General features: G+C 72.4%; 17 protein-coding genes. 5 read left to right on the top strand and 12 right to left on the bottom strand.

Annotated elements, in window-relative coordinates; all coding sequences use genetic code 11:
* Positions 1-163: 163 nt before the first annotated feature.
* From ACIQM3_RS03140 to ACIQM3_RS03130, 3 genes are all read right to left on the bottom strand, one after another.
* Positions 164-1,378 (bottom strand): amidohydrolase, encoded by a 1,215-nt coding sequence (locus ACIQM3_RS03140; protein ID WP_401618000.1) that lies wholly within the window; start codon positions 1,376-1,378, stop codon positions 164-166.
* 163 nt (positions 1,379-1,541) lie between these two features.
* Entirely contained in the window at positions 1,542-2,492 is a 951-nt protein-coding gene (locus ACIQM3_RS03135; protein WP_401617997.1) for a MarR family transcriptional regulator, read from the bottom strand.
* Between the two features lie 368 nt (positions 2,493-2,860).
* Positions 2,861-3,736 carry an NAD(P)-dependent oxidoreductase gene (locus ACIQM3_RS03130; protein WP_401617995.1) on the bottom strand — a complete coding sequence of 292 codons (876 nt, stop codon included), beginning with the start codon at positions 3,734-3,736 and terminating at the stop codon, positions 2,861-2,863.
* A gap of 202 nt (positions 3,737-3,938) precedes the next feature.
* Between ACIQM3_RS03130 and ACIQM3_RS03125 the strand changes: the two genes are divergently transcribed.
* The 3 genes from ACIQM3_RS03125 to ACIQM3_RS03115 are packed head-to-tail and all read left to right on the top strand — an operon-like array spanning position 3,939 to position 7,092.
* The gene (locus tag ACIQM3_RS03125) at positions 3,939-4,508 is read left to right on the top strand and encodes a PadR family transcriptional regulator (protein ID WP_401617992.1); all 570 of its coding nucleotides are present in this window, start codon (positions 3,939-3,941) and stop codon (positions 4,506-4,508) included.
* Positions 4,495-5,313 (top strand): SGNH/GDSL hydrolase family protein, encoded by an 819-nt coding sequence (locus ACIQM3_RS03120; protein ID WP_401617989.1) that lies wholly within the window; start codon positions 4,495-4,497, stop codon positions 5,311-5,313. Before ACIQM3_RS03125 ends, ACIQM3_RS03120 begins: the two co-directional genes overlap by 14 nt.
* A 57-nt stretch (positions 5,314-5,370) precedes the next feature.
* The gene (locus tag ACIQM3_RS03115) at positions 5,371-7,092 is read left to right on the top strand and encodes a serine/threonine-protein kinase (protein ID WP_401617986.1); all 1,722 of its coding nucleotides are present in this window, start codon (positions 5,371-5,373) and stop codon (positions 7,090-7,092) included.
* 114 nt (positions 7,093-7,206) lie between these two features.
* Here ACIQM3_RS03115 and ACIQM3_RS03110 read toward each other — a convergent pair whose 3' ends face one another.
* From ACIQM3_RS03110 to ACIQM3_RS03090, 5 genes are all read right to left on the bottom strand, one after another.
* Positions 7,207-8,118: a hypothetical protein gene (locus tag ACIQM3_RS03110; RefSeq protein WP_401617983.1), complete on the bottom strand. Its 912-nt coding sequence runs from the start codon at positions 8,116-8,118 to the stop codon at positions 7,207-7,209.
* 126 nt (positions 8,119-8,244) lie between these two features.
* Entirely contained in the window at positions 8,245-9,285 is a 1,041-nt protein-coding gene (locus ACIQM3_RS03105; RefSeq protein WP_401617980.1) for a hypothetical protein, read from the bottom strand.
* 11 nt (positions 9,286-9,296) lie between these two features.
* Positions 9,297-10,232, bottom strand: coding sequence for an N-acetylneuraminate synthase family protein (locus ACIQM3_RS03100; RefSeq protein WP_401617977.1), 936 nt, complete (start codon positions 10,230-10,232; stop codon positions 9,297-9,299).
* Positions 10,233-10,260: 28 nt separating this feature from the next.
* The gene (locus tag ACIQM3_RS03095; RefSeq protein ID WP_401617974.1) at positions 10,261-11,499 is read right to left on the bottom strand and encodes a cytidylyltransferase domain-containing protein; all 1,239 of its coding nucleotides are present in this window, start codon (positions 11,497-11,499) and stop codon (positions 10,261-10,263) included.
* Between the two features lie 20 nt (positions 11,500-11,519).
* Complete coding sequence (locus ACIQM3_RS03090) at positions 11,520-12,905, bottom strand: DUF6716 putative glycosyltransferase (RefSeq protein WP_401617971.1); 1,386 nt, start codon at positions 12,903-12,905, stop codon at positions 11,520-11,522.
* Between the two features lie 208 nt (positions 12,906-13,113).
* On the opposite strand from ACIQM3_RS03090, the gene ACIQM3_RS03085 reads away from it, so the two are divergent.
* Together ACIQM3_RS03085 and ACIQM3_RS03080 are read left to right on the top strand one after the other, a co-directional pair.
* Positions 13,114-14,097: a glycosyltransferase family 2 protein gene (locus tag ACIQM3_RS03085; RefSeq protein WP_401617969.1), complete on the top strand. Its 984-nt coding sequence runs from the start codon at positions 13,114-13,116 to the stop codon at positions 14,095-14,097.
* The gene (locus tag ACIQM3_RS03080; RefSeq protein ID WP_401617966.1) at positions 14,094-15,428 is read left to right on the top strand and encodes a polysialyltransferase family glycosyltransferase; all 1,335 of its coding nucleotides are present in this window, start codon (positions 14,094-14,096) and stop codon (positions 15,426-15,428) included. Before ACIQM3_RS03085 ends, ACIQM3_RS03080 begins: the two co-directional genes overlap by 4 nt.
* Positions 15,429-15,465: 37 nt before the next feature.
* On the opposite strand, the gene ACIQM3_RS03075 is transcribed toward ACIQM3_RS03080, so the two are convergent.
* The 4 genes from ACIQM3_RS03075 to ACIQM3_RS03060 all read right to left on the bottom strand — a co-directional run bounded on the left by ACIQM3_RS03075 (position 15,466) and on the right by ACIQM3_RS03060 (position 21,116).
* Positions 15,466-16,068 carry an ALF repeat-containing protein gene (locus tag ACIQM3_RS03075; protein ID WP_401617963.1) on the bottom strand — a complete coding sequence of 201 codons (603 nt, stop codon included), beginning with the start codon at positions 16,066-16,068 and terminating at the stop codon, positions 15,466-15,468.
* Positions 16,069-16,315: 247 nt separating this feature from the next.
* Positions 16,316-17,410 carry an acyltransferase gene (locus tag ACIQM3_RS03070; RefSeq protein ID WP_401617961.1) on the bottom strand — a complete coding sequence of 365 codons (1,095 nt, stop codon included), beginning with the start codon at positions 17,408-17,410 and terminating at the stop codon, positions 16,316-16,318.
* A 56-nt stretch (positions 17,411-17,466) separates the two neighbouring features.
* A complete protein-coding gene (locus ACIQM3_RS03065) occupies positions 17,467-19,830 on the bottom strand; it encodes a polysaccharide pyruvyl transferase family protein (protein ID WP_401617959.1) in 2,364 nt (787 codons plus the stop codon).
* On the bottom strand, positions 19,827-21,116 hold the full coding sequence (locus ACIQM3_RS03060; protein ID WP_401617956.1) for a hypothetical protein: 1,290 nt from the start codon (positions 21,114-21,116) through the stop codon (positions 19,827-19,829). The genes ACIQM3_RS03065 and ACIQM3_RS03060 overlap by 4 nt, the downstream gene beginning before the upstream one ends.
* Between the last annotated feature and the right edge of the window lie 17 nt (positions 21,117-21,133).

Here is a 21,133-nt window from a genome sequence, read left to right as displayed (position 1 = left end):
GGTTTCGCGGCGATCGTAACGCGCGTAGATGTCAGATAAGGACCCCTACGGAAGCTGTTATCGGATCGTCGCGAACAGGAGGTGTCCTGTCCGGTTACGGGCGACCACCCGAAGGTGACGCGCGGGACGCGGGAGCGGACGACCGCTCGCGGGCGTTCCGGGCTCAGGCGTCCAGCAGCGCGGCGGCGGTGAACAGCTCGACGCCGACCGTGATGGCCTCCTCGTCCACGTCGAAGTTGCCCCGGTGCAGGTCCAGGCCACGCGTGTCACCCGGCGTCCTGACGCCGAGCCTCGCCATGGCGCCGGGGATCTTCTCCAGGTACCAGGAGAAGTCCTCGCCACCCAGGCTCTGCTCGGTGTCCTCGATCGCATACGATCCGCGGCGGATGGTCATCGCGGCGTCGAGAAGCCCGATCGTCTCCGCCTCGTTCACCACGGGCGGCACACCCCGGACGTAGTCGATCACCGTCTTGGCCCGGTACATTCCGGCCACCTCGTCGATCGCCGCGTGCACCAGGTCGGGGGCCTGGCGCCAGCTCTCCAGATCGAGGCAGCGGACCGTCCCGGACAGCTCCGCGTGCTGCGGGATGACGTTGGGCGCGTGGCCGGTCTGCAGCCGGCCCCAGGTGACCGCGAGCCCGGCGCGCGCGTCGACGCGCCTGGCGAGCAGCGCGGGCACGTCGGTGGCCACCCGGGCCGCGGCGGTGACCAGGTCGGTGGTGAGGTGCGGCCGGGCGGTGTGTCCGCCGGGTCCGTCGAGGGAGATCTCCACGCGGTCGCAGGCGGAGGTGATCGGCCCGATCCGGAGCCCGATCCTGCCCACGTCCACCTTCGGGTCGCAGTGCACCCCGATGATCCGCCCCACGCCTTCCAGCACCCCGGCCGCCACCGCGTCGGCCGCGCCGCCGGGCAGCACCTCCTCGGCGGGCTGGAACAGCAGCCGCACCGGCCGGGGCAGCAGCCCCTGCCGGTCCAGGTCGCTCAGCACGAGCCCCGCGCCCAGGACACAGCTCGTGTGGACGTCGTGCCCGCAGGCGTGCGCGCGGTCGGGCACCGTGGACCGGTAGGAGACCCCCGCCTTGGTGTCCGGGATCGGCAGCGCGTCGATGTCGCCCCGGAGCGCCAGCATCGGCGTCACGCCGTCCCACTCCCCGACGTCACAGACGAGCCCCGTGCCGCCGGGCAGCACCTGCGGCTCCAGGCCGGCCTTCTCGAGCCGCGCCTTGATGGCCGCGGTGGTACGGAACTCCTGGTTGCCGAGCTCCGGGTGCATGTGCAGATCACGGCGGAAGGCGACGAGCTCGGCACGCAGGTCGTCGGGCAGGGCGCCGGGCAGGACGGCCTCGGCGTGGGGCGCACGGGACTTCAACTGGTTCACCCAGTCAAGGGTAGGCCCCCGGTACCCACAACTGGCCACTGATCGACAAAAGTTCAGCCACCCAGGGGAACAAAAAGCAGTGTTGCGGCGTGTGACGAGAGGTTGAGGTGGGTATGCTCTGCCATTCGCTACTCCGGCACGAGGCTGCGCGAGGTGCCCGCACTCATGGCAGCTTGAGCAGGCCGCGGAGGGTGCCCACATACGCCGCGACATCGCGCTCGGCGGGCAGCTCAGGGTCGGCCGTGCTGTCGGCGGCCGGGCCAGGGGTGCGGCAGGAGCGGCAGAGGCCGTCAGGGAGCGCTTCGGGGCGGCCCGGTGCGCCGCACTCCGTGCACTCGACCATCGGGCGGTGCTCGGGCACGCCTGGTGCGGCGGCCGGGGCGGCGGTGGGCAGCAGGGGCGGGAGCTTGTCGCGGAGTCGGCGCCTGACGAGGCCCACAGGTGAGTCGACGGCCGCCGGAAGCCCTGCCGTCAGAGTCCGGACCAGGTATTCGGCGTCCACGCCCCGCGCCAGCCAGGCGGCGGCGGCCTCCTCCAGTGCGGCGCAGTCGGCGGCGGAGAGGGCGAGACGGGCATCGGCCCGGCCGAGCTGGGCCAGAGCGAGGTAGGCGGTCGTGGGGGCTTTCTGCGGGGCCTCCTCCGGCGCGGGTGCCGATTCGGGCTCCTGGGTCCGCTGCTGCGGTACGGCGGGGGCGGATGGAATCGAGGGGGCGGCGCCGAGGAAGGTGGCCCACCACTCGTTGTCGCGGGCGGTACGGGACCAGTAGGTGCGGGTGATCCAGCGGATCTGACCGCCCCCGGCGTCTGCGGGGCACCGCACGTGGCGAAGGTGTCCGGCCACGCCCAGGGCACGCAACGCACTTCCGACGGCCATCTGCCCGTACAGCGGCAGGGACTTGGCCAGGGACTTGATGTCCATCGCCGCGCCGTCGGGCAGGTGGTCGACATATCCGGCGACGTACCGCTCGCGCTCCGGCAGCAGGCCGAAATCATCGGGCCGGGGCGGCCGTTGGTCCGGCGCGGAGCGCTTGCCGTAACCCGGGTTGGCCTTCGCGTACGGGCGGGAGAGGGGTGCGGGGGCACGGAGGGCGGAGTTAATGTGCTGGGTAGCCACGAGATCGCCTTCTTCGATCTTGGGGTGAGACCCCGGCATGGTGCGACCAACACCACGTCGGGGTCGTTTAGTTGTCGCACCGTAAGCACTCACGACGCTGCGCCGCAAGCTGGTCACGATTAGTCATACTTGCTGGCCGTGACGGGTCCGGGAGGGTGGGGAGGTTTTCCCAGAACCCTTTTTCCCTACCGGTTGACTACACGTCTCGGGTCCCGGCCCTCGGACCCCGACCCTCGGATCCCGAAGCTTGAGCTTCGGGCCCGTACCCGTCTGCGTACCCCCGAACGAGTGAACCGGCCGATCCCGGCGCTCGGGGCCCGAGCCCCGGGGGCCGAGCTTCGGGCCTCCGCTCCGGACCTGGCGCGCCCTCAGCCCGGCCGCTTGATGCTCTCGATGATCCGGGCGAATCCTTCGTCGCCGTGGCCCGCATCGATCTGACGCTGGATGAGCCCTTGGACCATGGCGACCACCTCCGTGCTGATGCCCTGGTCGGAACTGGCGACGAGGAGATCACCGAGGCTGGAGAACTTGAGGCTCTGCTGCCCCTCGACGGTGTAGTCCCCGCCGTCGATGACGGCCGCGAACTCCCCGAAACTCTCGGCCATCGCCTTCAGCCACGGCGTGGCACTGGCGGCGAACTCCCCCGCCGTCACACCCTCCGGCGCGACCATCGCGGCGCCGTGCATGAATCCCGCGAACATGACGTACATGCCCGCGAGCAGCGCGAGGTCGTACAGGGACGCAAGCCCGGCGTCCTCGCCGAAGTAGGTGCTGGTACCCCACTCGTCGAGCAGCGGCTTGCACTGCCCGAAGACCTCGGCCGACCCGCTGTAGAGGACCGAGGACCCGGGCCTGCCGATCATGGACGGTACGGCCATGATGCCGCCGTCCAGATACGCGATCCCGGCACGGGCGGCCCAGGCGGCGAGCTCCCGTGACCGCGCCGGTGACGTCGTGGTCACGTTGATCAGGGTTCGTCCGGCCAGCTCCCCGACGAGCGGGTCCAGCACCTCGTGGACCGACGCGTGGTCCAGCAGGCATGCGATCACCGGACCGTCCGCCCGGACCGCGTCACCGGCCGTGGGTACGGCCTCCGCGCCCTGCGCGACAAGGTCGTCCGCCTTTCCCGGCGAGCGGTTCCAGACCGTCGTCGCGTATCCGGCCTTCACCAGGGCGCCCGCGAGGGCGCTGCCCATCGCACCCAGCCCGAGAACGCTCACCTGGGGTCTGCTGTTGGCTGTCACTTCCGGTATTTCCCTTCCTGTTGCCCTTCTCCTGAATCCTCGATGCCGCCTGCGGAGTTGACCAGAACGGACTAATTAGTGGGGTACGCACCCGTGAGTAAGCGCTTCGTCCGGCCTGGAGTGCGTCCGCATCGATACTCAAGGATTTGATTAGTCATATTCTTGAGTATGATGCGCGAGGGAGAGGGAAGGGGGTGCCTCCATGGCTCTGCGACACGCGGTGCTGGCGGCGCTGCTGGACGGCGAGTACAGCGGATACCAGTTGGCGAAGGCGTTCGACATCGGCGTCGCGAACTTCTGGCACGCCCTGCCGCAGCAGCTGTACGCCGAACTGACCAAGCTGGAGAAGGAAGGGCTGATCGCGGGCCGGCAGGTGGTCCAGGAGACCCGGCCCAACAAACGCCTGTTCCAGGTCACCGACGCCGGCCGCGCCGAGCTGGAGGACTTCGCCGCATTCGCGTCGAAGCCCTCGTCCATCCGCGACGATCTGCTCGTCAAGGTTCAGGTCGCCGACCGTGTCGGCACGGCGGCGGTGATCGCCCAGCTCGATGAACGGGCGTCAGCGGCCGAGGGCAAGATCGAGCTTCTCGGCAAGCTCCTGCGGCAGCTCCGCGGTGACGTGGACGAGGAGGAGTTCCTCCGCCACGGCGAGCGGATCGGACCGTACCTGACGTGCCTGCGCGGCCTGTCCTTCGAGCAGGAACACCGGGACTGGTGCCTGCGGATCGCATCCGTCCTCAAGGAAAGGCAGTCCACCCGTGCCGAGCGGTGAATACGTGCGCTATGTCGCCCTGGGCGACAGTCAGACCGAAGGCGTCGGCGACGGGGACGACACCGTCGGGCTGCGCGGCTGGGCCGACCGGCTCGCCGAGCAACTCGCAGCCGTCAACCCCGGTCTCCAGTACGCGAACCTTGCCGTACGCGGCCGTGTCGCGGGCCAGGTCCGCGCCGAGCAGCTGGGGCCCGCCCTGGCCCTGCGGCCCGACCTGGCCACCGTCGTCGCCGGGGTCAACGACGTGCTCCGGCCCCGGTTCGACGCGGCAGAGGTGGCGGGGCACCTGGAGGAGATGTTCGCCGAGCTCACGGCCGCCGGGGCCCGGGTGGTGACGATGACCTTCCCCGACGTGGGGAAGATCGCGCCCCTTGCCCGGCCGGTCCGAGGCCGCGTGTTCGACCTCAACGCCCACATCCGCGCCGCGGCCGCCCGTCATGGGGTCGCTGTCGCCGAGATCGACCTGCATGCCGCCGCCGCTGATCCGCGTCTGTGGAGTACGGACCGGCTCCACACCAGCCCCCTCGGTCACGAGCGGATCGCCGCCGCCGTCGCTCAGGCCATCCAGCTGCCCGGAAGCGGCGACGCCTGGACCCTTCCCCTGCCGGAACAGCGGCTTCCTTCGCGTTGGCAAGCCGCGGGTGCCGAAGTGCGCTGGGCCGCCGGCTTCCTCGGCCCGTGGCTCGGGCGCCGCCTGCGCGGCCGGTCCTCCGGCGACGGCCGCACCGCGAAACGCCCCCTGCTGCAACCCCTGGGCGCCGTGCCCGAGTCCCCTGCGGACGGGGTGCGTCAACACCCCGCATAGGCTGCTGCCGTTGGCCAACGCATCACTGTGGGGGGTACAGGGCCGATGAGCCATGCGATGGATGTATTCGAGCCACTTCAGGCCGACGACCCGCCCGTGGTGGCGGGCTACAGGCTCGCCGCGCGGCTGGGGGCCGGTGGCATGGGCCGGGTGTATCTGTCGCACACCCAGGGCGGCCGTCCCGTGGCGATCAAGGTCGTGCGGCCGGAGCTCGCCGACGATCCGGACTTCCGGCGTCGGTTCGGCCGGGAGATCAAAGCAGCCCGACGGGTCCGGGGTGCGTACACCGCCGAGCTGATCGACGCCGACGCGGAGGGCGTACCGCCGTGGCTGGCCACGCTGTATGTGCCGGGCCCGTCGCTGACGGAGGCGGTGACCCGGAGCGGGCCCCTGCCGGTGCCCGCGGCGCTGTGGCTGATGGCAGGGGTGGCCGAGGCACTGCAGGCCATCCACGCCGAGGGCATCGTGCACCGCGACCTGAAGCCGTCGAACGTGCTGCTGGCCGCCGACGGGCCGCGGGTGATCGACTTCGGTATCGCGCTGGCCGCCGACGGGACCTCGTACACCGCGACCGGTGGCATGATCGGCACGCCCTCCTTCATGGCCCCGGAACAGGCCTCCGGGAGTGAGATCACGGCGGCGACCGACGTCTTCGCGCTCGCCCAGACCGCGGCGTTCGCGCTGCTCGGGAAGCCGCTCTACGGCGACGGTCCGGCCGTCAACGTGCTGTACCGGATCGTGCACTCCGAACCCGACCTGTCCTCGCTGCCCGAATCGGTACGTCCGCTGTTCACCCGGTGCCTGGCCGCCGACCCGGCCGCGCGGGCCACACCGGAGGAGGTCGTGGGCTGGTGCCGGGAGCGGCTGGGGGCGGACGCCGACGCGGGCAGCGGACCTGCCGTGTGGCGGGAGATCACCGGGCCGGAGCCCGTGGTCCCGGCGCCGGTACCGGAGCCGACCCCGGCCTACCCGCAGCCGCCGGTTCCCGCACCTGCGCCGACCGCGCCGCAGCAGCGGGTGCCGTCCGGCCCCGCCTATCCGCAGCCGCAGTTCGCGTGGCCGACGCCGACGCCGGAGCAACGTAAGGCCCGCAGGCGGAGCACAGCGCTGATCGCGACCGCCTGTGTCGTAGGTGGGGCGCTGGCTGTGGTGGCACTGGCCTGGTCGGTCATGGACGCGATGGACCGGTTCGGCGACCGGAGCACGGCCGGCCCCACGGCGTCCGCGACCGGACCTGCCGCACGCTCGTCGGAATCCGCACCGGGATCGTCGACGGGCCCCTCCACGGAACCGTCCAAGGCCTCGGATCCGTCCGGTGCCTCGGATCCGTCGGCGGCCGGGGCCGGTGACGACGCGTCCGACGACGCCGTGTTCCCGTCGGGCTCGTCCCAGGATCTGCGGCCGGAGGGGTTCCCCGGGGTGTGGCTGGACGCGAAGAACTCGCTGAGCCTCGACAACTCCGAGCCGGAGCTGAAGGGCCGAAAGGGCGACATCCGCTTCGGTTGTGAGCAGGCCGGCTGTGAACTGAAGAGCGACAACGTCGTGTTCATGCAGATCTTCGGAGGACATGGCACGACCCTCGACGAGTGCCGTCTCATGCTCGGGAGCGCCGCGAAGCACAGCTGGCCGCTGGCCGCGGCGGCGGCCGGTACCGAAATCTGTATGAAGGACGACGAGGGCAACATCGGGCTGTACGTGATCCAGACGAAGTCGACCGCCCTCCCGGACATCGCCTTCCTCACAGGAGACCTGACCGTCTGGCGGAACGCGGACCGGTAGCGCTTCGCGCGTGGGCCGTGCCGGCCGGTGAGCAGTGTTGACGCCTGAGCGCCGCGCCCGGCCCGCCCGGGGACTCCGGTCAGGATCAACTGACGTAAGGGGTGGCGGGCCGGTTCAGTCGTCTGATCGGGCCGGTCGTCTGGTGAAGCGGCGCAATCCCCTTCGGGTGGGCCTGAGCGGCTCGTCCTCGGGGGTGGCGGGTACCTGAGCTGCGGTCAGAGTCGCCACTGGTGCGGGGCTCTGCCCTTCCACGTACTGGCTGCCCCGTTCCATCCGGCTCCGGACGGCCTGGGCCATGGCCTGGTGGGACGGTTCCCGTAAGAGGCCCTCCGCGGACAACCGCTCCCACATATGCAGCAGTTCCCTCCCCCGGGTCGTTATCTGACCTTCGTCCTGCATCCGTTGCCACGCCGCGGTGGCCCGGGCCACCTCGGGCACGGACCGCTTCAGATCGGTGCGGCAGCGGATGCGCGCGACGGTCAGCGCGAGGGCGGTGGAGGTCATGTAGTCGCCCCGGAGATAGGCGATGTACGCCTCGATCGCCCGAGCCTCCAGTGACAGTTCGTCCTCCGCGCCCCGGCGCAGCGTCAGGTGCTCCCGCAGTGCGCCGGCGAGGACGAACGCGGCGTGCAGCTCCTCGCGCCGGGCGTGCTGAATGATCCGCTCGACGCGGGCTAGCGGAGGAAACGCCTCTTCCTCCGCGGTGGTTCGCTCGCGCCCGGGCGGCAGGTCCTCCTCCTCGCCTATGGTCCGGCTGGAGCCGTCGGGGTGCACCCGGAGCCGCGCCACCTGCCGCACGCTGCGGTCGATGACGGTCGCCGCCACCGGAGCCCCCAGGGTGCGGGCGAACATGGCCACGGCGTCGAGGATCGCCTCGTTGGGCGGGCGCGTGCCGCCCATCTCCAGCAGATGGCCGTTGACCACCGTCGAACCGTCCTCGGCGACGTACGCGTCGAGACGGATCAGCGGAGGTGCGCCGATCGCGGGCAGGTTCCCCGTGTCACGGGGTGTCAGCGAGTGAGGCATCCGCTCGGACTCCAGGTCGGGCCATGCCGATGACGGGCATGGAGGCAGTCGGTGCGGTCGTGATCTTCACGGAGTGCAGCGTATCGGGGCGACGCTCCCCGCCGTGCACGGAACCAGCAACCGCCCTCAGCCCTTCGCCACCGCTGTGGCCCGCCAAGGGGCGAGCCGCTGCACGTCCTTGGCCGTCTCCGTGACTCCGCTCAGGAAGCCCTGGGCGCGCGGGGACGCCGTGTCGCGGAGCCACTCCGGCGCTATGTCGCACACCGCGACCTTCACGCCCGTGCCCGCCAGGGCCAGCGGGAGGGTGTGGACCACGGTGGACGGGAAGCTCAGCACCGTGTGGCCGACCGGGCCTCTGCGGGCGATGAGTTCCAGTGGCAGGTCGGGGCGGACTATCTCCAGGCCGGTGGCGGCTTCCAGGGCGTGGAGCTTGTCCGCGGACTCTCGGCGGTGGGCGAAGTAGCGGGTCGCGCCGTGGGCGCGGGCCAGCGAGGTGACCGCCTCCTCGTACGGGGCGGGGTCGACCACGCCGGTCTCCACGAGGGAGGTGCCGACCAGGTCGGCGCCCTTGGTGATGAGGGGCGGGCCGAAACGCTCCCGGGTCCAGGCGAAGGTGTTCGCCGTGACCTCGATGCCGTCGGGGGCGTCCACCGGCATCGCGGTGAAGACCTCGACGGTGCGGGACGCCGACGGGGTGAAACTGCGGCGGGCCGCGGTGGTGACCGGGGCCAGGAGCAGCTCGCGCGGGCCCCCGCTCCCCCGGCGGTGCCAGCGCACCAGGCGTTCGCCGCGCGCCAGCTGGGCGACGAACTCCATGGTGGCCGTGCCGTCGTCGACGACCGTGATCCGGCGGGCCCGGACCAGGGTGAGGAGCAGTTGCACGTACCGGGAGAAGGGGTCCCCGATGACGATGCGGTCGGCCTTGCGGATCAGGCCGGTCAGCGCCCGCAGGGCCTTCAGAGGCGCGCCGGTCTCCCCGCGCGCCTCCTGCCAGCGGACGGTGATGCCCTCGTCGCGGGCCAGTTCCGCCATCCTGCGCAGCTGTCCGCGCGACATCGGGTCGACCGGGGGGAGGACGACGACCGTGGTGTCGGTTCCTCCCCGGGTGTGGGTCCACTCCAGGACGTTCAGGAGCTGGACCGGGCTCTCGACGAAGGCGAGGTTCACCGGCCGGCCCGTCAGACCGCGACCGGCTCGGCGGCCGGCGCGTTCTCGCCCTCGGCGACGACGCCCGCGACCCGGCGGAGCTTCTTCATCGGGCCGAGCTCGGACTCGTACACCTTCTTGACCCCGTCGCCGAGCGACGCCTCGATGGTGCGGATGTCGCGGACGAGGCGCGTGAGGCCCTGCGGCTCGACGGAGGCGGCCTGGTCGGAGCCCCACATGGCGCGGTCCAGGGTGATGTGGCGCTCGACGAAGGTGGCGCCCAGCGCGACGGCGGCGAGGGTCGTCTGCAGGCCCGTCTCGTGGCCGCTGTAGCCGATCGGGACGTTCGGGTACTCCTGCTGCAGGGTGTTGATGACCCGCAGGTTGAGCTCCTCGGCCTTCGCCGGGTACGTCGAGGTGGCGTGGCAGAGCAGGATGTTGTCGCTGCCGAGGACCTCGACCGCGTGGCGGATCTGCTTCGGCGTCGACATGCCGGTGGAGAGGATGACGGTGCGGCCGGTGGCGCGCAGGGAGCGGAGCAGCTCGTCGTCGGTGAGCGAGGCGGAGGCGACCTTGTGCGCGGGGACGTCGAACTTCTCGAGGAAGGCGACGGCCTCGGTGTCCCACGGGGAGGCGAACCAGTCGATTCCGCGCTTGGCGCAGTGCTCGGCGATGGCGGTGTACTCGGCCTCGCCGAACTCGACGCGGTGGCGGTAGTCGATGTACGTCATCCGGCCCCAGGGGGTGTCGCGCTCGATGTCCCACTGGTCGCGCGGGGTGCAGATCTCCGGGGTGCGCTTCTGGAACTTGACCGCGTCGCAGCCGGCTTCGGCGGCCACGTCGATCAGCGCGATGGCGTTGTCCAGGTCGCCGTTGTGGTTGATGCCGATCTCGCCGGTGACGTAGACGGGGTGGCCGGGTCCGGCGGTGCGGGTGCCGAACGTGCGCAGACGGGAGGTGTTGCTCATGGTGGTGCGTCCTTACGTGGTGGGGACGTTACTTGGTGGGGGTGGGGGTGGTTCCGGTGGAGAGGGTGGGGCCCAGGAGCCAGGCCGCGATCTCGCGGATGGCGCCGGAGCCGCCCGGGTTGGTGGTCACGGCGCGCGCGGCGGCGCGTACCGAGTCGTGGGCGCTCGCGACGGCGACGGGCCAGCCCGCCAGGCCGAAGCAGGCCAGGTCGTTGACGTCGTTGCCGACGTAGAGCACGCGGTCGGGAGCGATGGACTGCTCCTCGCACCACTGCTTGAGTGCCAGGTCCTTGCGGTCGATGCCGTGCAGGACGGGGACCTGGAGTTTGCGGGCGCGGGCGGCGACGACCGGGTTCTGTTCCGTGGACAGGATCAGGAGCGGTACGCCGGCCCGGCGCAGGGCGGCGATGCCGAGGCCGTCGCCGCGGTGCACGGAGACGATCTCGCGGCCGTCGGAGTCGATGAGGACGCGGTCGTCGGTCTGCGTGCCGTCGAAGTCGAGGACGACGGCGTCGATGTCCGCCCGGGTGGGGAACGGGGAGGGGTCCAGGAGCGGCGCGAGGGCGCGGGCGCGGGCCAGGTCGTGCGGGTCGTCGATCTCCAGGACCCGGGCCGGGTCGGTGGGTACGAGCGCCGTGTGGCCGAAGAAGCGGTGGCGGTGGGCGCGGAAGCCCTCGACGTCCATGGCGTACGCGGCGCCGGTCTCCAGGTAGTCCTGGGGGCGGTCCTGACGGCGGGGGCGTACGGCCTTGTCGTGGTTGACGCCGTAGGTGTCCCCCTCGACCGCGCTGCCGTCGCGCCACACGAAGCCGTGGAAGGGCGCCACGGTGACAGCGGTGTCGGCGCCGTCGCGGGCGACCGCGGTGGCGACGCCGTCGATGTCCTCGCGGGTGATGAAGGGGCTCGTGCACTGGACCAGGAGCACCACGTCGGCCTTCCGGCCGTGCGTCGTCGTCTCGTAGCTGTGCAGGGCGTGCAGGACCGCGTCCTCGCTGGTGGCCGTGTCGCCCGCGATCGCGGCGGGGCGCTGCACGCAGTGCAGCCGGGAGCCCTCCCCCAGGGTCTCCGCGGCGGCGACGGCCGCCGCGGAGATGGCCGGGTCGTCGGTGGTGACGACGACGTCCGTGACCTCGGGCGAGGCGAGGCAGGCGCGGACGGCGCGGGCGACGAGCGGTACGCCGCCGACGCGGGCGAGGTTCTTCGCGGGCACGCCCTTGGATCCGCCGCGGGCGGGGATCACGGCGAGCACGGTGGGGGGCGGGGTCATGGGTGCTCCTGAATCGGTGGTCACAGCTCGCCCATCCGCCGGATCACGGGGGCGACCCGCTGGACGCCGTGGCGGTAGGCGCCGCGCGCCGCGTTGCGTACGGTTTCGCGGACCGCGCCCCGGACCCGGCCCGTCTTCTTGGGGGTGACGGCGCCCGGAAGCGGGTGGCCGTCGGGGCCCAGGTGGTAGCGGGCGAGGATGCCGGGGAGGTATCCGGGCGCGGTGGCGGGCGTGTAGTAGGGGGCGAGACGGGGAAGCGGCCCGGCGGCGAGCAGCGCCGCCACCCGGACGCGGGCGGTGTCGTAGGCCGTCCCGTAGGTGCCGTCGGCGGCGACGCCCTGGCCGGAGAGCCACTCCTCGTCGGGCTCGGGGCGGAGACCGCCGTCGAGGTGGTCCCAGGACGTGATCAGTCCCGATCCGATGAAGTGGTGGTTGCCGAGGGCCTCGCGTACGCCGAGGTCGGAGAGGATCGCGGTCGGGATCCGCCGGTGCAGGGACTCCAGCGCGGCGGTCGAGGACACGGTGACCAGCAGGTCGGTGCGGTCCAGGACCTCGCCCATGTGCCCGTACACGAGGCGGAAGTTCGGCGGGAGGCCGCCGGGGATCCGCTCGGCGAGCCGCTGGTAGGGCAGCTCCTCGATGTGCGTGGTGTGCTCACCGGGCTTGGAGCGCAGCTTCAGCAGCACCTCGCGGGTGGGGTGCAGCCGGGCGTGTTCGACGAGCCGGCGCAACAGGTACGTGCGGTCGGCGCGGGAGGCCGGCACGGAGGGCTGGGCGGCGAACACGACGGTGTCGCGGCCTTCCTGCGCCCGGTGCGGCTCCCCGCCGAGGAACGGCAGGGCGGCCTCGGTGACGGACGACGCGTCGGCACCGACCCCTTCGTAGACCGCGCGGAACCGCTCCCCGTCGTGGCGGGAGTTGGCGAGGACGACGTCCGCGCCGTGGCGCAGCAGCAGCCCGTCGGCGAGCTTCTCGTAGACGACCCCGACGTAGCCGGTGACGACGACGGGCCTGCGGGGCAGGTCCAGTGCGGCCAGGCCGTGCAGCATCGCCTGGACCGCGCCGCCCACGAGCGCGAGGACGACGACGTCGTACGCCTCGTCCCGCACCGTGTGCAGGAACTCGACCGCCGTCACCTCGCGCACCCGGGCGGCGTCGACGCCGACCTCGCCCACCTCGGCGAGCTGGCGGGGCGTCGGGGTGGCCCGGCCACGCAGCAGCAGTCCGCTGATCTCCACGGAACGCTCCGTGGCTCCGGACTCCGGGGTGGTGGAGAGGCGGCGCGCGGTGAGCGCGCCCCACTTCCACCGGGTGTCGGAGTCGGCGAGCACGGCGATGCGGAGGGCCGGGCGGCCGGCTGCTGGTGTGGCGGCCGGAGCGGCCGCGTCATCGGTACGGGGGGGCACGTCGTAAAAGTTAGGAAGCCATTTCGATCCGCGGCCCAACGTGATGGCAACAGATGGTTAACAGCCGGTCGACGATTGGGGATTCGCCCCTTCGGGAGGCCGAATCGGGCCCGCGAGCAGGCCGGTTCACTTTCCCGATGCGCGCCGTTCACTTTCCGTACGGGCGGGAGTCAAGGTAAATGCCGGGGCCACCCCTAGCGTGACGAGGGTGGTCAAGCTCTCCGTCATCGTGCCGTTCTACAACGTCCAGGCATACGCACCCGACACACTCAGAAGTCTGCGGGCCAATACCCGTGAGGATTTCGAGTTCATCCTCGTCGACGACTGCTCGACCGACGGGACGCCGGATCTGTTGCGCCGGGCCCAGGACGAGATCGAGGGGGTGGTCGTGCACAGGCATGAGCGCAACGCCGGTCTGGCCACCGCCCGCAACACCGGCCTGGACGCCGCCCGGGGCGAGTACATCGCCTTCCTGGACGGCGACGACTGGCTCGCACCCGGCCACTACGACCGGCTGCTCGCCCGGACCGAGGCCCTGGGCTGCACGTTCGTGCGCACGGACCACGTCCAGGTCACCGGCGTGTCCCGCACGGTGCGCCGCGTCCCGCACGGCCTGCGCGGAGTGGTGAGCGACCCCAGGGAAGCGATCCTGCCGGCCGACCGGACGACCTCGGTCGACTACGCCTTCGCCTGGGCGGGGCTCTACCACCGCGGCCTGCTGGACCGGGGGCTGCTGCATTTCACCGACGGGCTGCGCACCGCCGAGGACCGGCCGTGGATCTGGCGGCTGCACCGGGAGGCGGAATCCTTCGCGGTCCTGGGAACGCTGGGCCATTTCTACCGGCGGGGGGTCGCTTCATCCCTCACCCAGATCGGGGACGAGCGCCAGCTGGATTTCATTCGGGCATACGACCAGGTGGTGGCCGATACGGCGGCGGACCGCGATGCCGACATCCTGATGCCGAAAGCCGTGCGGACATACTGCGCCGTCATTTCGCATCACGTCGGATCCATCGACAAATTCGAACCGTCCGTGGCCCGTACGCTCAAATCACTCGCCTCGGCGGCACTCGGAAACATGCCCCGGCGCGTGCTCGACGACGTACTGGACTCGATGGACACCGAACGGGCGACCGTGCTGCGCAAGCTGCGCCGCCGGTCCGCCGTCACCGAGGGAGCGACCGCCGCGTGACCGTCCAGATCTTCGTCGCCTCCAGCTTCCACGGCACGGCCGTGCTCGCCGCGGCCCTCGACTCGGGCTGCTTCGAGAGCTCCGGACGCCGCATCCTCCTGCTGAGCGACAACACGGCGATCCCCGAGGCGACACCCCCGGTCGACGCGACACCCGGGTTCGAACAGCTGCGCACCCGCTTCGACGAGGTGCTCTCGTGGAACGACGCCGTGTTCCCGCTGCACCCCGGCGCCTGGACCCCCCGGGCCGACGACGTACCCCTGTGGGAACGCCACCTGCGGCGCGCGTGGGACCTCGGGGACGAGGAGGTCGAGCTGGCCCTGGAGTCCCCGCACGCCTCCCCCTCCCAGGCCGTCGCCCAGATCTTCACCGGCGGGCCGGTGACCGTGTACGCGGACGGGCTGACCGGCTACGGCCCGACCGGAGGCAAGATCCCGCCGCTGATCGGCACCCGCGTCCGGCAGCTGCTGTACCCGGACCTGCTCCCCGGCCTGACACCGCTGCTGCTGGGCGAGTTCGACGCCGTACCCCGTCCGCTGCCCGTTCCGGCCCTGCTCAAGGTCTTCGCCGAACTCGCTGAGTCCGCACCGGAGTCCGGGGCCCCACAGGGGGCTGCGGTACTGCTTCTCTCCGGGGCGGGGGCACTCCCCGCCGCCGAGGAGACGGAGCTCCACCTGCGGATGATCCGCGGCACGGCCGCCCTCGGCCACACCCACCTCGTCCTCCAGCCCCACCCCAGCGGCCCCGCGCCCTCCGTCGCGGCCCTGCGGGCGGAGGCCGTCCGCCTAGGAGTCGAGCTGACCGTCCCGGACTCCGCCCTCCCGGCCGAGGTCCTCTACGAGAGGCTGCGCCCCGCGCTCGTCGTCGGCACGTTCTCGACGGCGCTGCTCACCGCGGCCGCGTACTACGGGCTGCCGGTGGCGAGGACCGGCACCGGCACCCTCCTGGAGCGCCTCACCCCGTACGAGAACCCGGCGAGGATCCCGGTCACGATCGTCGACGCCCTGCTGCCCGACCTGGCCGACGCCGCCGCCGTGGCGGACCGGCCGCCGCTGACGGAGGCCACGGTGGCCGAGGCCCTCGACGGCCTGCTGCCGGCCGTCGCCTTCGCCATGCAGCCACGCGTCCGCCCGGACCTCCGCCCGGCCGCCGAGCGCTATCTCTCCACCCGTCTGAACACCCGGACCTGGCGCTACTTCAAACGCCGCCGCCTCGGGTCGCTGGCCCTCCCCGGCGTCGTCCCCGCCCGCCTCGCCTTCGTCCGCCGGAACCCCACACTGCGCCGGCTCGCGCGGCGAGCGCGGTCCCTGAAGCGGGGAGTCGGAAGATGAGACGGTGCGCCGACGCGGAAGCACGGGCGTCGGGGAGTCACACCTCGTACTGTCCGACTTCGACGAAGTGGCGCAGCGCCTCCCGGGAGCCGTCCTCCAGCACGGCGATGGCCGCCGCACGCAGGGCTTCGCCGGTCCCGGGGGCGCTCAGGATCCTGAACACCGTCACTCGGTCGTCCACCTCCTGCGCGTCCCAGCGCCCGGTCTCCAGGAAGTGCCGCAGCGCCTCTGCCGTATCGGCTTCGAGCGCCTTCACGGCCGCCTCATGAACCGTCCGGCCCGTGCCGGGGGCGCTCAGGATCGTGAACACCGCCACGCGGTCGTCCGTCGCCTGAGCGATCCCGCGTCCGGTCTCCAGGAAGTAGCGCAGTGCCTCGGCCGTATCGGTCTCCAGCGCCTTCACGGCCTCCTCGCGCACGGTAGGTCCACTGTCGGGGTCACCCAGAACCGTGAAGACCTCGACACGGAGCTCGGTCAGCGACATGGAGTCGTAAGGGGAGTTGGAAGCGGCCGTGGCCTTCGCCACCGACGCGGTGACGGGCGACGGGGACGCACCTGCGGCGAACGAGGGAGTGGCGAGCAGCAGGGCCGGAGCAAGGGCTCCTGCGGTCACGGCCAGCGCCGCGCGGGTCGGTCTCATGGGAATCACACCTCGGGTCCGGGAGCGGTCGAAGAATCCTGAGGCCGGGGCGGCGCCACGGGCTTCCTGACTGGACATCAGGTCCTGCGTGGGTCGCTTCCCCGGGTGGCCGCATCGTCCCACCCGCGGGGACCCGGACTCCCTGCCCGGCCTGAGCAGTCTTCACCGTGCCCGCGTTGCCGACATGACGCACCCGCCGGCGGACGGCCGGGGCAGGCCCGCTGCGCGCAGGCCCCGGCGCCGGTACTCAGCCCAGCAGCCGCGTCAGGCCGAGCCGGGTCCACAGCATGGCCGCGCCGAAGGAGAGGGCCGTCGTGGCGGCGGTCACGGTGACGACCAGGGCCGCCGCAACCGGCAGTGAGAGGTCTGCGTCGACGAGTACGTCGGTGAGGACACCCAGCACCAGCACATGGATCATGTACGCGCCGAACGAGGCGCCCGCCAGCCGGGCCAGCGCCGGGCGCAGGCGCTCCGGGACGCGCAGCCCGTGCAGCGAGACCAGCACAACCGCGCTGAACAGGGCCACCAGGACGCTCGCGTACGGGATCGCGTAGTGCACCTCGTGCTGGTAGGCGATGATCGCGGCCAGGAACGCCCCCGCCGGGAGCAGCCACCACAGGCTCCGCCTGCCGAACGTACCGGCGGGCAGTGCGAGGACCAGGGCGCCGAGGACCGCGTAGATCAGCTGGTACGGGCCGAAGCTCCAGCCGAAGCGCGGCAGTTCCAGGTCCGTGACCTTCCCCAGGTCGCCGAAGAGGGTCGGAGCGGCGCCCAGCACGAGGAGGGCGACGCCGAGGCCCCAGGGGCGCTTGCCGGACTTCACCAGGGCGGCGAAGGCCAGGAGCAGGATCACGGGGATGTAGGCGTACAGGTACCAGAGGTGGTACGCCGGGCGCACCGAGGCGAACAGCGCGTCGAACGCCAGCTCGCCGGCCGGTGCGTCGTTGGTGCCGCGCAGCCGGCCCCATGCCACGTAGAGCACCGTCCACACGGCGAGCGGCACCAGGATCCGCACGATGCGCTGCCACAGCTGCCGGCCGTCCCGGACGGGGGCGCCGACGAGGACGACCCATCCGGCGATCGCGAAGAACAGCGGGACGGCGAAGCGGCCCGCCGAGTCCGCCGCCAGGCCCGCCCAGTAGGTGCCGGGGCCGTTGGCGGCGTCCCGGCCCGCCGTGCTCACGAAGGCGGAGCCCGTGTGGCAGAGGATCACGCCGACGGAGCAGAGCAGCCGGATCAGATCGATGTCGTACCGGTGTTCGCGGCGCGGGCGGGGTGCGGGGGCGGGCTCCGGGGACTGCGCGGGGGCAGGCGAGCCGGCCGGGGAGACAGAAGAAGACATGGTCAACGAAGGCTATGAACGGGCGGGTCCCGGAGGAACTCCGGTCAGGTGAACAGTCACTTCGTCCGGGTGTCCGGCAGGTGAAGGCCGCGTGCCGGCTCGGCGGTCCTGGGGCCGGGGAGGTGCGGGAGGGGGCGCCCGGAGAAGGGGTCCGGCAGGCCGAAGACGTCCCGGAGCTCGGCGAGGTTGGCGCGGGTGACCGACCACAGGTGCTCCTGCCGGCCGTGTACGTCGGCCACGGCTGCCCCGTGGTCGTCGAGCACGGCCGCCGCACGCTCGGCGAGGCGGGCGCCCAGCGCACGGTCGTGGACGGACACCCCCCAGTCGGGGCGGTCGATGTCGGCGAGGAAGTAGGCGAGCTTGGGGTGCGAGACCAGGCTGATGATCGGCGTGCCGCAGCCGAAGGGGATCATTCCCGCGTGCCCGCGCATGCCGATGACCAGTCGCGTGCGCCGGTAGAGCTCGCGGATGCGGTCGTTGGAGAACAGGTACAGCGGCTCCACCGGGAGGGCGATGCCGTGTTCCCGGCGCAGGTCGTGGACGAACTTCTCGTCGGCCGGCATATGGGCCGCGTAACGGACCTCGGCGCGCTCGCCGACGGCGCGTACGGCGGCGGCCGACTCGGCCAGGAAGTGGCCGTAGTCGTGGCCGAAACGCAGGCCGGCGCGGTCGTAGGCGCAGTTGACCAGCACGGTGTCGTCCCGGCTCACGCCGTCGTCCAGGGCGGGGTCGAGGTGGCGGGCGACGGTCGTGGGGCACGGCTGGTAGCGCACCCGGTCCCGTAGCTCCTCGGGCAGGAGTTCCCTGACCCGGTCCACCGAACCGTGGTTCCGCAGTCCGAAGAAGGCCGCCTTCCCGACCAGGGCGCGCAGGCTCTCCGCGAAGCGCTCCCTGCGGTAGCGCTGGCCGTCGAAGACGTTGTAGCCGACCGCGAAGACGGCGAGCGGCGCGGTGATCCGGGCCAGGACGTCATCGGGGATGTTCCACTGCCAGCCGCTGTTGCTGTTGGGCGCGGTGTCCGGGAGGAAGAGGCCGCCGCCGCCGACGACGATGCCGCGCCGGGCGTTCAGCTCCTCCAGTGCGGGCTCGTCGACCAGCCGGTGCACGGAGCGCTCGTGCCAGCGGGCGGGGCCGGTGTCGGGACCGAAGCACATGCGCACCGCTTCGGGGAGCACCTTGTCGCCCGCGTTCTCCTGACCGTCGGCGAACAGGGCGACATGGGCGAGCTGTTCGTCCGCGGAGCCCTGGACGGGGCCCTCGGCAGAGCGCGTACGGACGTACCAGGCGTGGCAGTTGCCGTCGGTGGGGTCGGCGTCGAGGCCCTCGCGTGCGTACGCCGCCGCGTCCTCGTTCCGGCCCAGCAGCCAGGCCAGGCGGGCGAGCTGGCCGTAGGCGCGGGCGGCGAAGTCCGGTGACACGGTGGCCAGGAGGAGATGGGCCTCGGCCTCCTCGTAGCGGGACAGGGCCATCAGGCTGATGCCCAGCGTCTCCTGGCAGCGCGGCAGGTCGGGCCGGTCCGCCACGGCGGCGGTCAACAGGGCGACGGCCTCGTCGTAGCGGCCCTGCTGCCGGTGCACCTCCGCGACCCGGCGGACCAGGTCCACGGGCGCACGCCCCTCCTCGGGGAACGGCAGGGCGCAGTGCAGAAGCAGTTCGGGGTGGGTGGGTCCCGGGAGGGCGCAGTAGGCGGCGCGGAATGCCGCGTCGTCCAGCTCGAAGCGTTCGCGCGCCTCGTGCGCCGGGGTGCCGGGGGCAGGGTCCTCGCCGAGGTGCAGGACGACGGTGCTCCCGGGTACGGGGACGCCGTCGTACAGCCGGTCGGCCGGGAAGTCGTAGGGGGAGCCGAGCGGTTCGAGGATGCCCGCCTCCGTCAGCGCGCGGTCCACCGCGTCCTCGCCGCCTTCGGCGAGGACGTCGAGCACGCTGTCCGTCACGTCCTGGCGCTGGATGACCAGCAGCCCGTCGTCCCGCACGGTCCGTCCGCCGCCTGGGGCGGGCTGCGGCACGGCTGCCACTCCTGTGCGGAGGGCCAGCAGCGGCCGGAGGGAGCCGAGGACGACCATGTCGGGGCCGAGCGCGACGACGGTGTCGTAACCGGTCGCCCGGAAGACGTCGAGGCGGCTCTCCGCGATACGCGGGACGAGGCGCGGGTGCAGCCGGCGGGCGGCGTCGAGCGCGGAGTCGGGCAGCCCGGGGTGCAGGAGGAGGAAGTCCTCGCAGACGGCCGGATCCGCCAGCGCGAGGCTGCGCAGCAGCACCAGGAGACCGGGCATCCGGTCCTCGTCGGCGTACGCGGCGAAGGCGATCCTGCGCTTGCCGGTGACGGCGCTCCGGTCGTCGGCGTCGGGGGCGCCCGGCCGTCCGTGAGGGGCGGCGGGCCCGGTGCGTCTGCCGTGGGTGGGCTCGGCGGGGCTGTTCATCGGAGCGCGGTCCTCATCTCGGTCTCGTCCTCGTGTGTCGCGCGGGCCGTGACCCACTCCCGCTCGCGCGGCGACAGCTGCCCCGGGAGTCCGAAGCCGATGAGGTCCAGGCGGTCGGCCGCGTCCAGGAAGTCCAGCAGCCGGAGCACGGTGAACGCGGTGCCCGTTCGCGGGCCCCAGACGTCCTCACCGAGGAGGGCCGGGTCGTCCAGGGGATGCCGCAGCGTGGCGTCGCCGATGTGGTCCTGCGCGCCGGCGACCAGTCGGGCGCGCAGCGAACGGCGCCACTGCGACAGCGAGTCACCGAAGACCAGCCGGGTGCCCGCCCGGCGGTCCCAGGCCGGGCCCGTCCACGGAGTGTCCCCCCGCAGGGTGACCGCGTGCAGGTCGGTGCGCGGGGCGGCGGCCGGAAGGGTGTCGCAGCGCACCACCAGGTCGTATCCGTGGATCAGCTTGCCGAGCGGGCTGCCGTGGGCCTTCTCCTCGTCGGCGATCCGGGCCACGCCCGCGACCAGGCAGACCGACCGGCCCGCGATCAGGCGGCGCAGGGCGCCGACCCCGGCCGGCTCCGCGCCGCCGAGCAGAGGGTCGGCCATCCTGTCCCGGTCCAGGAGCCGGCGGTAGGCGGCGTACCGCGCGGTGAGGCGGCGGACGGCCGGGTCGGCCGTGCCGCCACGCTCGGCGGTGTGCCGGCGCACGATCCCGGCGAAGACCGTACGCGCCTCTCTGGCGGGGGCGTTGTGCAGCGCCCGCAGGGCGTCGCCGTCCTCGCCGGGGAGCAGCCCGGCGGCCTCCTCCAGACAGGTACGGAGATCCCGCAGGGTGGCGACACGGCGCACGATGTCCTCGGCCGCCGCCGGGTTCTGCTGAAGCGCCAGGTGTTCTCCGTACGCCTGCTCCGCCTCGTCCCGGCGGCCCAGCGCGTCCAGCGCGCCTCCACGCAGCCGCCATGCGCCCTTGGACCTGGCGCGCAGCGCGGTGGCCTCGACGGCGATGTCCAGGGCGAGATGTGTCTCCGTCTCCCCTCCGGCCTCCAGGGCGCGCTGCCCGGTGCGGAGCAGGGCGTCGAAGAGGTCGTCCCCGTCGGTACCGCAGGCCGTGGTGAGGCCGCCGATGGCGGCGAGGAGCCGGGTCTGCGGGGCGTCGCCCGTGGGGCCGCCCGCGGTGAGGCCCGCGAGGTAGTCGCCGCACAGGCGCAGGGCGGCCGTGGGGGCCGGCCGGGCCGTGGAGCCCTGCCCGGTTCTCGCCCGCACTGCCTTGAGCAGCCCCGTGAAGGTCTGGCCCATGCTCGTTCCGCCGTTCT

The organism is Streptomyces sp. NPDC091271 (genome assembly GCF_044757505.1).
Lineage (GTDB): Bacteria > Actinomycetota > Actinomycetes > Streptomycetales > Streptomycetaceae > Streptomyces.
Note: the sequence above shows the minus strand (reverse complement) of the source record. Positions and strands in the feature narration are given on the sequence as shown.